This window comes from Amycolatopsis solani (assembly GCF_033441515.1).
Lineage (GTDB): Bacteria > Actinomycetota > Actinomycetes > Mycobacteriales > Pseudonocardiaceae > Amycolatopsis > Amycolatopsis solani.
Genome location: NZ_JAWQJT010000001.1, coordinates 4,033,166 through 4,048,296, shown reverse-complemented (window position 1 = coordinate 4,048,296; position 15,131 = coordinate 4,033,166). Strand labels below are relative to the sequence as shown.

Here is a 15,131-nt window from a genome sequence, read left to right as displayed (position 1 = left end):
CCATGCAGTAGCGGGCGCCGGATCAGGAGATGCCGAACTCTTTGCCGAGGAGGTCGAACATCTCCTCGTCGCTGGCGGTGTCGAGGCTCGGGGCGGCTTCGCCCGCCCAGCCGGCCGCGAGCAGCCGCAGCTGCTCGGCGACCCGGGCCCGGTCGGCGTCGCCCAGGCTCGCGCCGAGCCGGCCGAGCTCGTCGAGCAGCCCGTCGACCCCGCGCGGCGCGGGCTCGTCGCCCACCAGTTCCGTGGTGAGGTGCCGGGCCAGGGTGGCCGGCGACGGGTAGTCGAAGATGAGCGTCGCGGGCAGGCTCAGCCCGGTGACGCGGTCGAGGCGGTTGCGGAGCTCGACCGCGGTCAGCGACGTGAAGCCGGTTTCGCTGAACGCCCGGTCCGGGGCGACGCCCGCCGCCCGGCCGTGGCCGAGCACCGCCGCGACGTGCTCGCGGACGACGTCGAGGACCAGTTCGCCCGCATCTGCCGGGGACAGCCCGGTCAGCCGGTCGGCGAGTCCGATGTGGACTTCCACGGCCGGTGCCGCCGGCGCCAGTTCCGCGTACAGCGGGCGGTTCTGACCGGTCAGGTAGGTGTCCCAGTCGATGTCGGCGACGACCTGCGAGTGCGTGACCCGGCCGAGCGCGGCCGCGGCCTCCGCCGGTGGCAGCGGGGTGACCCCGGCGCGCCGCATCCGGTCCGCGTTTTCGGCGGCCATGCCGTCCCCCGCCCACGGGCCCCACGCGATCGCGGCGGCCGGGCGGCCGGTCGCGCGACGGCGCTGGGCGAGCGCGTCCAGTTCGGCGTTGGCGGCCGCGTAGTTGGCCTGCGCGGCGGCGCCGACCGCGCCGGCGAGCGAGGAGAACAGCACGAAGGCGTCGAGGTCGCCGGTCAGCTCGTCGAGAATCCGGGCGCCGGTCACCTTGGCGTGCAGGACCTCGGCGAACCGGTCGCCGGTGAGGGTGTCGACCACGCCGTCGTCGAGCACGCCGGCCGCGTGCACCACCGCGGACACCGGGTGTTCGGCCAGCAGGGCCGCGACCGCGTCCCGGTCGGCGATGTCGCAGGCGACGACCGTCGTGCGCTCGTCCGGTGCCTCGCCGCCGCGGCGGCTCGCCAGGACGACGTGCTCGGCACCGTGGCCGAGGAGCCAGGCGGCCACGTGCCCGCCGAGCGCCCCGGTCCCGCCGGTGACGAGCACGGTGCCCGACGGCGTCCACTGTGGACCGGTGCCGGTGTCGCGGACGAGCCGTCGGGCGAAGACCCCGGCGGACCGCACGGCGACTTCGTCCTCGCCGCCGGCCGCGAGCACCGCGCACAGCCGCTCCCCGTCCTCGGGACCGACGGTGCCCGGCAGGTCGACCAGGCCGCCCCAGCGGTTCGGGTGTTCCATCGCGACCGTCCGGCCGAAGCCCCAGAACTGGGCCTGCGCCGGGTCCGCGACCGGTTCGCCGTCCGTCGTCGCGACCGCGCCGCGGGTGGCGCACCAGAGCGGCGCGGTGACGCCCGCGTCGCCGAGGCCCTGCACCAGCGCGAGGGTCTGCGGGAGCCCGCCCGCCACGGCCGAACCCGGCGCACCGGCCGCGAAGGCCAGCAGCGACAGCGCGCCGACCGGCGTGGAGCCTTCCTCGGCCAGCTTGGCCTCGACGAGCTTCGCGACGGTGATGCGGTCGACGTCCTCGGGCACCCGGACGACCAGCGGCCGCGCCCCCGACGTCGCGAAGGCACCCGCCACCGCCGTCACCGCGCCGGGGTCGTCGAGGGTCTCCGGCAGGACGAACAGCCAGTCGCCGGAGACGGCGGAGCCGGTTTCGCGCAGCTTGCGCCACACGACGCGGTAGCGCCAGGAGTCGGCCGCGGAGTCCACCCGGGACTCCCGCCGCCAGCCGGACAGCGCCGGGAGCGCGGTCCCGATGGCGGCGCGCTGGTCGCCGTCGAGGCCGAGCAGTGAGCCGAGCGAGTCCAGGTCTTCGCCGTCGACGGCCCGCCAGAACTCGGCGTCCCCTTCGGACACCGGCGCGGCGGGGGCCGGTTCGGGCCAGAACCGCTGTCGCTGGAACGGGTAGGTGGGCAGCTCGGCCGGGCTCCCGGCGGGGTAGAACGCGCCCCAGTCGACGTCGACGCCGTGGACGTGAACAGTGCTCAACGCAGTGAGCAGTGCTCTCTCTTCAGAGCGGTCTCGTCGTAGAGCACTGATCGCGGTTCCGTCGATCATCGCGCTCAGCACGCCGTCCGGGCCCAGCTCCAGGAACACGTCGACACCCTCGTTCTTCAGCGTCGACACGCCGTCGGCGAACCGCACCGCCTCCCGGACGTGGCGGACCCAGTAGTCGGCGGTGAACGGCTCGGCGAGAGCACCGCTCACATTCGAGATCACCGGTAGCGTCGCAGAGCGGTACGTGAGGGACTCGGCGACCGCGCGGAAGTTCTCGAGCATGGGTTCCATGAGCGGGGAGTGGAACGCGTGGCTCACTGTGAGGCGCTTGGTTTTCGGGAACTGGGCGGCGATGGACAGGACCGCGGATTCCTCGCCGGAAATGACTACCGACTCGGGGCCGTTCACCGCGGCGATCGAGACACCGTCGGTCAGGGTGATGGCTGACTCGGGGGCGGCGATCGAGACCATCGCGCCGCCCTCCGGCAGCGCTTGCATGAGGGAGGCGCGGGCGGCGACCAGGCGGCAGGCGTCTTCGAGGGACAGCACGCCGGCGACGTGAGCCGCGACGAGCTCGCCGATCGAGTGGCCGGCGACGAAGTCCGGGCACACGCCCCACGCTGTCACGAGCCGGTGGAGTGCGACCTCGACCGCGAACAACGCGGGCTGGGTGTAGCCGGTTCGGTCGAGGCGGTCGCCGCCGTCGAAGACGATCTCGCGCAGGGACGCGTCGAGCAGGCCGTCGAACTCGGCGCACACGGCGTCGAACGCGTCGGCGTACACCGGGAACCGGTCGTACAACTCCCGGCCCATCCCGGCGCGCTGCGCCCCCTGGCCGGTGAACAGCACGGCCAGGCGCCCGCCGGACGTCGCGGTGCCGCGGACGGCGTTGTCCAGGTCGGCCAGCCCGGCAAGGAGTTCGCCGGTGCCGTCACCGAGCACGACGGCCCGGTGTTCGAGAGCCGCGCGGCCGGTCGCCAGGGTGCGGCCGACCTCGGTCGCGGGTACGCCGTCGGTGACCGCCGAGCGGAGGCGGCGGGCCTGGTCCTGCAACGCCTGCTCGTCGCGAGCGGACAGCGGCCAGAGCGTGAGTCCACTCCGGACGGTCGCGACCGGCTCCGGTTCCCCCGCTTCGAGGACCAGGTGGGCGTTGGTGCCGCTGACACCGAAGGCCGACACCCCGGCGCGACGGGCGCGGCCGGTTTCCGGCCACGGCGTCGGCTCGGTGAGCAGCTCGACGGCACCCGCCGTCCAGTCCACGTGGGACGAAGGCGCGTCGACGTGCAGGGTCCGCGGGAGGACGCCGTGACGCATGGCCAGCACCATCTTGATGACCCCGGCGATGCCCGCCGCGGCCTGGGTGTGGCCGATGTTCGACTTCACCGAACCGAGCCACAGCGGCGTTTCGCGCTCCTGGCCGTACGTCGCCAGCAACGCCTGGGCCTCGATCGGGTCGCCCAAGGTGGTGCCGGTGCCGTGTGCTTCGACCGCGTCGACGTCCGAAGTGGACAGCCCGGCGTCGGCGAGTGCGGCCCGGATGACTCGCTGCTGCGACGGGCCGTTCGGGGCGGTCAGGCCGTTGGACGCGCCGTCGGAGTTCACGGCGGAACCGCGCACGATCGCGAGGACCCGGTGGCCGTTCCGGTGTGCATCGGACAGGCGCTCCAGCAGCACGAGGCCGGCGCCTTCGCCCCAGCCGGTGCCGTCCGCCGCCTCGGCGAACGCCTTGCAGCGGCCGTCCGAAGCGAGGCCGCGCTGGCGGCTGAACTCGACGAAGGTGGCCGGGGTCGACATCACCGTCGCGCCGCCCGCCAGCGCCAGATCGCATTCGCCGCGGCGCAGGGCCTGGGCGGCGAGGTGGATGGCGACCAGCGAGGAGGAGCACGCGGTGTCGACGGTGAGGGCCGGGCCCTCGAGCCCGAACGCGTAGGCCAGCCGCCCGGACACGACCGCGGCCGCGTTACCGGTGCCGATGAAGCCGCCGACCTCCTCGCCCGCCGCGCCGAGCAGACCGGCGTAGTCCTGGCCGTTGGTGCCGGCGAACACGCCGGTGCGGCTGCCGCGCAGCGAATGCGGGTCGAGGCCGGCGCGTTCGAAGACCTCCCAGGTGATCTCGAGCAGCAGGCGCTGCTGCGGGTCCATGGCGAGGGCCTCGCGCGGCGAGATCCCGAAGAAGGCCGCGTCGAACTCCGCCGCGCTGTCGAGGAAACCGCCGTCGCGGACGTAGCTGTGGCCGCTCTTGCCGTGCTCCGGGTCGTAGAGCGCGCCGAGGTCCCAGCCGCGGTCTTCGGGCAGGCCGGTCATCGCGTCGACGCCGTCCGCGACGAGCCGCCAGAGGTCGTCCGGCGTGGCGACCGAGCCGGGGAACCGGCAGCCCATGGCGACGAGCGCGATCGGCTCGTCGGTGCGGGCGGGCGCCGGGCCGGTCTCGACCGGTTCCGGCTGCCTGCCGAGGAGTTCGCGGTGCAGGTGCCGGGCCAGCGCGGCCGGCGTCGGGTGGTCGAAGACGAGGGTCGCGGGCAGGCTCAGCCCGGTCGCCGCGTCGAGGCGGTTGCGCAGTTCGACCGCGGTCAGCGAGGTGAACCCGCTCTCGGAGAACGCGCGCCCGGCGTCGACCGCCGCGGCGTCGGGATAACCCAGGACGGCCGCGACGTGCGTACGGGTCAGGTCGAGGACCTTCCGGCCGCCGTCCTCTTCGGACAGTCGGGCGAGCAGGCCCGCCGGTTCTTCCTTCGCCGCTACTGGAATTTCGGCGGTTTCGGCGAACCCGGTGAACAGCGGCCGGGGCCGGACGGCCCGCAGTGCCGGGAGGTAGACGTCCCAGGCGAGGTCGGCCACCACCGCGACCGGCGCGTCACCGGTGGCGTCGGCGGCGAGCGCGTCGAGCGCGAGGCCGGGCTCCAGAGCACCGACGCCGGCGGCACGCAGCCGACGTCGTGCTTCGGCGTCCCCGGCAGCCATGCCGTCGCCCGCCCACGGGCCCCAGGCGATCGAGACCGCGGGCAGGCCCGCGGCACGCCGTTGCTGCGCGAGCGCGTCGAGGTGCGCGTTGGCCGCGGCGTAGCTGGCCTGGCCCGCCGCGCCGAACGCGCCGGCCATGGAAGAGAACAGGACGAAGGCGTCGAGGTCCGCGGTGAGCGCGGCCAGGTTCTCGGCGGCGGTCGCCTTCGCCCGCAGGACGGCGTCGAACCGTTCCGGCGTCAGGGATTCGATGACGCCGTCGTCGAGGACGCCCGCGGTGTGCACCACCGCTCGCAGGTCGTCCGGGAGCACCGCGGCCAAGGCGTCGCGGTCGGCGGCGTCGCAGGCGACGATCGAGACCTCGCAGCCGAGCGCGGTGAGTTCGGTTTCCAGCTCCTCGGCGCCAGGTGCGGCGGGTCCGCGGCGGCTGAGCAGCACCAGCCGCTCGGCCCCGCCGTCGGCCAGCCGCCGGGCGACCTGGGCGCCGAGCGCGCCCGTGCCGCCGGTGACCAGCACGGTTCCCCGCGGCTGCCAGGCCTCGCCCGGCGTCGCGGCACGGCGTTCCAGGCGTCGCGCGAAGACGCCGGACGGGCGCAACGCGACCTCGTCCTCGGGGCCGGCGAGCACGGCGGCAAGCCGTTCGCGACCGCGGTCGTCCAGTTCGGCCGGGAGGTCGATCAGGCCGCCCCAGCGCTGGGGGTATTCCATGGCCGCCGTCCGGCCGAGGCCCCAGACCTGGGCCTGGACCGGCGCTTCGACGGCGTCGGCCCGCACGGCCGCGACCGCGCCCCGGGTGAGGCACCACAGCCGGCCGCCCGTGCCGAGGTCGCCGAGGGCTTGGAGCAGGGTGGCCGTCCCCGCGGCGATCCCCTTGTCGGCGAGGGCCAGGAGTGAAAGCACACCGTCCACTTCGGAGCCGTCGAGTGCTTCGCGCAGGCGCTCGGCGAACTCGACGCGCGGGAGCAACGGGTCGATCCGGACCGGGGTGATCCGGCCACCGCGTTCGAGGATCGTCTGCGCGATTCCGGCCACGACACCGGCTTCGCCGGACTCCGGCACGACCAGCAGCCAGTTCCCGGCCCCCGCAGCGGCGGCCGGCGTGACGGGGCGCCAGGTGACGCCGTACCGCCACGAGTCCACAGTGGACTCTTCGCGCTTCCGCCGGTACCAGGCGGACAGGGCGGGGGTCACCGCCGCGGCGACATCGTCGTCCAGCTCCAGCTCGGTCGCCAGCTTGCCGCTCGCGACGACGTCCCAGAACCCCGAGTCGCCACCGGACGCGGTGCCGGCCGTGGTGCCGGGCTCGCCGGCGAGCCAGTAACGCCGGTGCCGGAACGCGTAGGTGGGCAGGTCGACCCGGCGCCCACCGGGGAAGAACGCGGCCCAGTCGACGTCGATGCCGTTGGCGTGAACAGTGCCCAACGCCGAGAGCAGTGCTCTTTCTTCAGAGCGATCTCGTCGTAGAGCACTGCTCACGGTTCCATCGATCATCGCACTGAGGACGCCGTCGGGGCCCAGCTCCAGGAACACGTCGGCGCCCGCTTTTTTCAGCGTGGCGACGCCGTCGGCGAAACGGACTGCCTCGCGGACGTGGCGGACCCAGTAGTCGGCGGTGAACGGCTCAGCGAGAGCACCGCTCACATTCGAGATCACCGGTATCGTCGCAGAGCGGTATGTCAGGGACTCGGCGACGGTGCGGAAGTCCTCGAGCATCGGGTCCATCAGCGGCGAGTGGAAGGCGTGGCTGACGGTGAGGCGCTTGGTCTTGGGGAACTGTGCGGCGATCGCGAGGACTTCGGCTTCGTCGCCGGAGATGACGACCGACTCCGGGCCGTTCACCGCGGCGATCGACACGCCGTCGGTGAGGGTGATCGCGGATTCGGGGGCGACGATCGAGACCATCGCGCCGCCCTCGGGCAGCGCTTGCATGAGGGAGGCGCGCGCGGCGACCAGGCGGCAGGCGTCTTCCAGGGACAGGACGCCGGCCACGTGGGCTGCGGAGATCTCGCCGATGGAGTGACCGGCCACGAAGTCTGGGCGGACGCCCAAGGACTCGACTAGGCGGTAAAGGGCGACTTCGACGGCGAAGAGGGCCGGTTGGGTGAATTCGGTGCGGTCGAGGAGTTCGGGGGTGGTGAGGGCCTCGCGGAGGGTTGGGGGGAAGTGGGCGAGGATCGCGTCGAAAGCCTCGGCGTAGACCGGGAAGCGAGAGTAGAGCTCCTGGCCCATACCGACCCGCTGCGCGCCCTGGCCGGTGAACAGCACCGCCAGGCGGCGGTCCGGACGGGCGATGCCGGTGACCGGCGGGTTTTCCAACGCGGCCAGCAGTTCCGCGCGGTCCTCGCCGAAAACGACCATCCGGTGGTCGAGCGCGGCGCGGGAGTGGGCCAGGGAATGGCCGACGTCGACCGGCGAAAGCTCCGGCCGGGCCTCGACGTGCGCACGGAGGCGGTCGGCCTGTGCGGTGAGGGCGTCGGCGTCGCGGGCGGAGAGGAGCCACGGGAGCACCCCGTGCTCCGGCGCGGCGACGGCGGTGGCAGCGGTGGCAGCGGTGGCCGGGGCTTGCTCGATGATCGTGTGGGCGTTGGTGCCGGAGATGCCGAACGACGAGATCCCGGCGCGACGCGGGTGGCCGGTCTCGGGCCAGCGGCGTCCTTCGGTGAGCAGCTCGACCGCGCCGGACTCCCAGTCGATGCGGGACGAGGGCGCGTCCACGTGGAGGGTGCGCGGCAGGACGCCGTGGCGCAGCGCCATGACGACCTTGATCACGCCCGCGACCCCCGCCGCGGCCTGCGTGTGCCCGATGTTCGACTTGAGCGAGCCCAGCCACAGCGGCTCGTCGCGGTCCTGCCCGTAGGTGGCGAGCAGGGCTTGCGCCTCGATCGGGTCACCCAAGGTGGTTCCGGTGCCGTGCGCTTCGACCATGTCCACTTCGGACGGTCGCAACCCGGCGCCGGCCAGCGCGGCGCGGATGACCCGCTGCTGGGACGGGCCGTTCGGGGCGGTCAGGCCGTTCGACGCGCCGTCGGAGTTCACTGCGGAACCCCGGACCACGGCGAGGACTTCGTGCCCGTTGCGGCGGGCGTCGGACAGGCGCTCCAGCAGCACCAGGCCCGCGCCTTCACCCCAGCCGGTGCCGTCTGCCGCCTCCGCGAACGCCTTGCAGCGGCTGTCCGAGGACAACCCGCCCTGACGGTCGAACTCGACGAACATGCCCGGCTGCGCCATCACGGCGACGCCGCCCGCGAGCGCGAGGTCGCATTCGCCGCGGCGCAGGGCCTGGACCGCCCAGTGCAGGGCGACCAGGGACGATGAGCACGCCGTGTCGACCGAGACGGCCGGGCCTTCGAAGCCGAAGGTGTAGGAAACGCGGCCGGAGACGACGCTGGTCGCGTTGCCGGTCAGCAGGTGGCCCTCGACGCCGGCGGCCACTTCGGCCACGCCGCTGCCGTATGCCTGGTGCGCCGCGCCGACGAACACGCCGGTGCTGCTGCCGCGCAGCGAGCGCGGGTCGATCCCGGCGCGCTCCAAGGCTTCCCACGAGATTTCCAGCAGGAGCCGCTGCTGCGGGTCCATGGCGAGGGCTTCGTGCGGCGAGATGCCGAAGAACTCGGCGTCGAAACCACCGGCGTCGTGCACGAACCCGCCCTCGGCGGCGTCCAGCGCGGCGAGGTCCCAGCCGCGGTCGGCGGGCAGCGCCGTGAGGGCGTCGCCGCCGGTCTCGACCAGGTGCCAGAGTTCCTCCGGCGACGTCACTTCGCCCGGGTAGCGGCAGCTCATCGCGACGATGGCGATCGGGTCGTCGTCGGCGACCGTCGTGACCACCGCCGGGGTGTCCGGTCCGGCGTCACCGCCCAGTTCGGCCTGCAGCAGCGCGGCGAGTGCCTGGGGGTTCGGGTGGTCGAAGGTGATCGTCGCCGGAAGGCGGAGGCCGGTCACCGCGGTCAGGCGGTTGCGCAGCTCGACGGCGGTCAGCGAGTCGAACCCGAGGTCCTTGAACGCTTTCGCGGGCTCCACGGCCTCGGCGCCGTCGTGGCCGAGGACGGCGGCGACGTGCGTCCGGACGACGTCGAGGAAGAAGCGGCGGACGTCGTCCGCGCTGAGGCCGACCAGCTTCGCGGCGAGTCCGCCGTGGCCCGCCACGGGACCGGCCGCGCGGCGCGTGCGTACGCGGACCAGGCTGTGCCACAACGTCGGCAGGTGCTCGGCCTGCGCCCGCAGCGCGGCGAGGTCGACGCGCACCGGGACGACGCAGCCGGCGCCGGCCACCTGGGCCGCGTCGAACAACGCCAGTGCTTCCCCGGTGGCGAGGGCGCCGATGCCCGACCGCGCGATCCGGGAGAGGTCTTCGTCGTCGAGGGTGCCGGTCATGCCGCTGGCTTCGGCCCACTGGCCCCAGGCGAGCGACACGCCGGGCAGCCCTTGCTCGCGGCGCCGGGTGGCGAGCGCGTCGAGGGCGGCGTTGGCGGCGGCGTAGTTGCCCTGGCCCGCCGCGCCGGCGACCCCGGCCAGCGAGGAGTAGAGCGCGAACCACGCGAGGTCGTGGTCGCGGGTCAGCTCGTGGAGGTTCAGCGCGGCGTCGACCTTGGGCCCGACGACCGCGTCGAGCCGCTCGGGGGTGAGGGACTCGACGACGCCGTCGTCGAGGACGCCCGCGGTGTGCACGACACCGGTCAGGCGCACCGAAGCCAGCAGCGCGGCGAGGGCGGCGCGGTCGGTGACGTCGCAGCTTTCGACGCGCACGTCGGCGCCGAGCGCGGTGAGCTCGGCGGCGAGTTCCGCCGCGCCGGGTGCGGCCGAGCCGCGGCGGCTGGTGAGCAGCAGGCGCCGGACGCCGTGGGTGGTCACGAGGTGGCGGGCCAGGAGGCCGCCGAGGGTGCCGGTGCCGCCGGTGACGAGGACGGTGCCGTCGGGGTCCGGGGCGGCCGGGACGGTGAGGACGTTCTTGCCGACGTGCTTGGCCTGGCTGATGAACCGGAACGCGTCCGGCGCGCGGACGACGTCCCACGCCTTGGTGGGCAACGGGGTCAGTTCGTGGTTCGCGAACAGCGTCAGGAGGGTCCGGAGGATCTCCTGGATGCGGTCCGGGCCCGGGTCGCCGAGGTCGAACGGGAGGTAGGCGACGCCGTCGCGGGCGGCCGGGTCGCGCAGGTCGGTCTTGCCCATCTCGAGGAACCGGCCGCCGCGCGGGAGCAGGTCGAGCGAGGCGTCCACAAAGGACCCGGTGAGCGAGTTGAGGACGACGTCGACGCCGCGGCCGCCGGTGGCGTCGAGGAACCGTTGGGAGAACTCGAGATCGCGCGAGGAGGCGATGTTCGTGACGCCGAGCGCGCGGACGGCGTCGTGCTTGGCCGGGCTCGCCGTGGCGAACACTTGGGCGTTCTTCGCGCGGGCGAGCTGGACGGCGGCCATGCCGACCCCGCCGGCCGCGGCGTGGACGAGCACGGACTGGCCCGCGTCGAGACCGCCGAGGTCGAACAGCGCGTAGTAGGCGGTGACGAACGCGACGGGCACGGAGGCGGCTTCGGCGAAGGTCCAGCCTTCGGGCACCGGGACGAGCAGCCGGGCGTCGGTCACCGCGGTGGGGCCGAAGGCGCCGGTGAACAGGCCCATGACGCGATCACCGGGCGCGATCCCGGTGACGCCGGGCGCGACTTCGGTGACGACGCCGGCGGCTTCGGACCCGAGCACGGCGTCCGGGTCGGGGTACATGCCGAGCGCGATCAGGACGTCGCGGAAGTTGATCCCGGCGGCGCGGACGGCGACCCGGACCTCGCCGGCGCCGAGTTCAGGTTCGGGTTCCGGCTGGAGGGTGAGGCCGTCGAGGGTGCCGCGGGTGGTGCTCGCGAGACGCCACGGCTCCGCGGGGACGGTGAGGGCGCCGCTGTGGGCGCGGACCAGGCGGGGCGCGGTGAACTTCCCGTCGCGGAGCGCGAGTTGGGGTTCGGTGGCGGGCAGGGTGGCGAGGTCCGGTCGTGCGGCGCCGTCGAGGTCGAGCAGCTGGAAGCGGCCGGGGTGTTCGGACTGGGCGGAGCGGACGAGACCTTGGACAGCGGCCGCGGCGGGATCGGTGCCGGCGTTGCGGGTCACGACGACCAGCCGGCCGGGTCGATCGGCGGCGAGCCAGTCGTGGATGAGGGCGAGGGCCTGGTGGGTGGCGGCTTGGACGGAGGTCGCGAATGACTCATTCGGGACGTCTGAGGTCGCGAATGAGTCATTCGCGACGCCTGGGGCGGGGGTGGAGGGGACAGGGGGCGCGGCGGCAGCGGAGGCGACTGCGGCGGCGCGGGCCTCGGCAGCAGTGGCGGCTGGTGCGGCTGCAGTAGCGAAGGTGGGTACGGCTGCAGCGGCGGTGGCCACCGCGGCGAAGACGACCGGCGCGTCGGTGTCCAGGGTCGGGATGAGCGGGAGACCGAGGCCGAACGTGTCCGGGCCGAGGACTACCGCGTCGGTTGCGGGGGCGGGTGGGATCGTCGTCCAGTCGAGGCGGAACAGGGAGCCGGTCTGGGTTGGAGCTGTGGGGGCGGCGATCGGGCGCAGGACCAGGGAACCCACCGTGGCGACGGGGCCGCCGGACTGGTCGTGCACCGTCACTGCGACCGCGTTGTCGCCGGCCGGGGACAGGCGGACTCGCAGGGCCGTCGCGCCGGATGCGTGCAGGGCGACGCCGCTCCAGGAGAACGGCATGCCGCCGGTGTCTGTCGACGGCTTGTCCGAGGGGGCGGCGAGGCCGAGTGGGTGCAGGGCCGCGTCGAGGAGGGCCGGGTGCAGGCCGAACGTGGCCGCGTCGGGCTGGAACTCCTCGGGCAGCGTGACTTCGGCGAAGGTGTCTTCGCCGCGTCGCCACACCGTCTGCAAGCCGTGGAAGGCCGGGCCGTACGTGAAGCCGAGGCCGGCCAGTCCGTCGTAGAGGCCGTCGGTCGGGACGCGCTCGGCGCCGGACGGTGGCCACTCCGTCAGCTCCACGGCCTGCGGGGCGCCGGTGGCGAGGAGGCCGCTGGCGTGGCGGGTCCACGTGTCGGTGTCCTGGCCGGGGGTGGACCCGTCGTCCGGACGCGAGTGCAGGGTGAGTTCGCGACGCCCGGCGCCATCGGCCGGGCCGACGAAAACCTGGATCGCGACGCCGCCGCGGTCGGGCAGGACGAGCGGAGCTTCGAGGGTCAGCTCGTCCACGAGGTCGCAGCCGACCTGATCACCCGCGCGGACGGCCAGTTCCAGCAACGCCGTACCCGGAACGAGGACCGCCCCGCCCAGTGCGTGCCCGGCGAGCCACGGCTGGGTTTCGAGGGACAGCCGTCCGGTGAAGACGACGCCGTCGTGACCTGCCAGGCTGACCGCGGCACCGAGCAGCGGGTGGTCCAGACCGCCCAGACCGAGCGAACCCGCGTCGCCGTGGGCCACGCCTCCACGTGGCCAGAACCGTTCCCGCTGGAAGGCGTACGCGGGCAGGTCGACGCGGCGGCCGCCCGGGTAGAACGCGGCCCAGTCGACGTCCACACCGTGCACGTGAACAGTGCTCAATGCTGAGAGCAGTGTTCTCTCCTCAGAGCGCTCTCGTCGCAGAGCACTGCTCACGGTTCCATCGATCATCGCGCTCAGCACGCCGTCGGGGCCGAGCTCGAGGAAGATGCCCGCGCCCTCGGCCTTGAGGGTGGCGATCCCGTCGGCGAAACGGACTGCTTCCCGGACGTGCCGCACCCAGTAGTCGGCGGTGAAGGGCTCGGCGAGAGCACCGCTCACATTCGAGATCACCGGTATCGTCGCAGAGCGGTACGTCAGAGACTCGGCGACCGCGCGGAAGTCCTCCAGCATCGGGTCCATCAGCGGCGAGTGGAAAGCGTGGCTGACGGTGAGGCGCTTGGTCTTCGGGAACTGCGCGGCGATGGCCAGGACCGCAGCCTCGTCACCGGAAATGACTACCGACTCGGGGCCGTTCACCGCGGCGATCGACACGCCGTCGGTGAGGGTGACGGCTGACTCGGGGGCGGCGATGGAGACCATCGCGCCACCCGGCGGGAGGGCCTGCATGAGGGAGGCGCGGGCCGAGACTAGGCGGCAGGCGTCTTCCAGGGAGAGGACTCCGGCGACGTGGGCGGCGGAGATTTCGCCGATCGAATGCCCGGCGACGAAGTCTGGGCGGACGCCGAAAGACTCGACCAGGTGGTAAAGGGCGACCTCGACGGCGAAAAGCGCCGGCTGGGTGAACTCGGTGCGATCCAGGAGCTCGGGGTCCGTGAGGGCAGAGCGGAGGGTTGGGGGGAAGTGAGCGAGGATCGCGTCGAAGGCCTCGGCGTAGACAGGGAAGCGAGAGTAGAGCTCCTCGCCCATGCCGACTCGCTGGGCACCCTGGCCGGTGAACAACACCGCCAGCAACGCGTCTGGGTCGGCCGTGCCCGTCACAGCGTCGTCGATGCGCTCCAGACCCGCCCGCAGCTCCTCACGGTCCGCACCGAGTACCACCGCGCGGCGGGCCAGCCCCGCTCGGGTGACCGCCAGGGAGTAGCCGCCGTCGACCGGGTCGGGATCGGCGTCCAGCAGCCGGCGAGCCTGCTCGCGCAGGGCCGCGTCGCTCGCCCCCGAGATGACCCACGGCAGCAGGCCGGCGGCGGGGGCCGCCGGTTCCAGGGGCTCGGCCGCCGGAGCTTCCTCGACGATCACGTGCACGTTCGTGCCGCTCACCCCGAAAGCGGACACGCCGGCACGTCGGGGAGACTCCCCCGCCGGCCACGGGCGGGGCTCGGTCAGCAACTCCACCGCGCCCGCCGTCCAGTCCACTTCGGACGAAGGGGCGTCGACGTGCAGGGTGCGCGGCAGGACCTCGTGCCGCAGCGCCATGACCATCTTGATGACGCCCGCGATGCCGGACGCCGACTGCGTGTGCCCGATATTGGACTTCAGCGCCCCGAGCCACAGCGGGCGGTCCGCGGGGCGGTCCTGGCCGTACGTCGCCAGCAGGGCCTGGGCCTCGATCGGGTCGCCCAGTGCGGTGCCCGTGCCGTGGGCCTCGACCGCGTCGACGTCCGATGTGGACAGACCGGCGTTGGCGAGTGCCTGGCGGATGACCCGTTGCTGCGATGGGCCGTTCGGGGCGGTCAGCCCGTTCGACGCGCCGTCGGAGTTCACCGCGGAACCACGGATCACGCCAAGGACGCGGTGGCCGTTGCGGCGGGCGTCGGACAGCTTCTCGAGCAGGATCATGCCGACGCCTTCGCCCCAGCCGGTGCCGTCGGCGGCGTCGGCGAAGGACTTGCAACGGCCGTCCGAGGCCAACCCGCGCTGGCGACTGAACTCGGCGAACGCCAGCGGGCTCACCATCACCGTCACGCCGCCGGCCAGTGCGAGGCCGCATTCGTCCTGCCGCAGCGCCTGGCACGCCCAGTGCAGTGCGACCAGCGACGACGAACACGCGGTGTCCACAGTGACCGATGGGCCTTCGAGCCCGAAGGTGTACGACAGCCGGCCCGACATGACGCTCGGCGCCTCACCGGTCAGCAGGTAGCCCTCGGACCCGGCCGCCGACGACAGAGTGCTGCTGTAGCCGGACGCGTTGGCTCCGATGAACACACCGGTTCGGCTGCCGCGCAGGGAAAACGGGTCGAGGCGGCCGCGCTCCAGGAGTTCCCAGGACGTCTCCAGCAGCAGGCGTTGCTGGGGGTCCATGGCCAGCGCCTCGCGCGGCGAGATGCCGAACAGGCCGGGGTCGAACCGGGCCGCGTCGGGGACGAAACCGCCCTCGACCGCGCGGGCGCCTTCCTCGCCGTACATGCGCTCGACGTCCCAGCCGCGGTCGTCCGGGAAGGCCGACATCGCGTCGGTGCCGGTCGCGACGAGGTCCCACAGGTCCTCGGGCGAGGCGACCCCGCCCGGGTACCGGCAGGCCAGGGAGATGATGGCGATCGGCTCCTGCTCGGCCGCCTCCGCCGCCTGCAGCCGCTGCCTGGTCTGGTGCAGGTCGGCCGTCACGCGCTTGAGGTACTCGAGGAGCTTGTCCTGCTCTGACATCGCCAACCTCATCCGTTCGTCCAGT

General features: G+C 73.5%; 1 protein-coding gene. It reads right to left on the bottom strand.

Annotation, left to right across the window (positions count from 1 at the left end):
* Positions 1 to 22 precede the first annotated feature (22 nt).
* Positions 23 to 15,106 (bottom strand): type I polyketide synthase, encoded by a 15,084-nt coding sequence (locus SD460_RS18770; RefSeq protein WP_318306443.1) that lies wholly within the window; start codon positions 15,104 to 15,106, stop codon positions 23 to 25.
* Positions 15,107 to 15,131 lie beyond the last annotated feature (25 nt).

Bases quoted from the DNA above. Each gene is read 5' to 3' on its own strand.
- SD460_RS18770 (WP_318306443.1), bottom strand. From the start codon at position 15,106: ATGTCAGAGCAGGACAAGCTCCTCGAGTACCTCAAGCGCGTGACGGCC.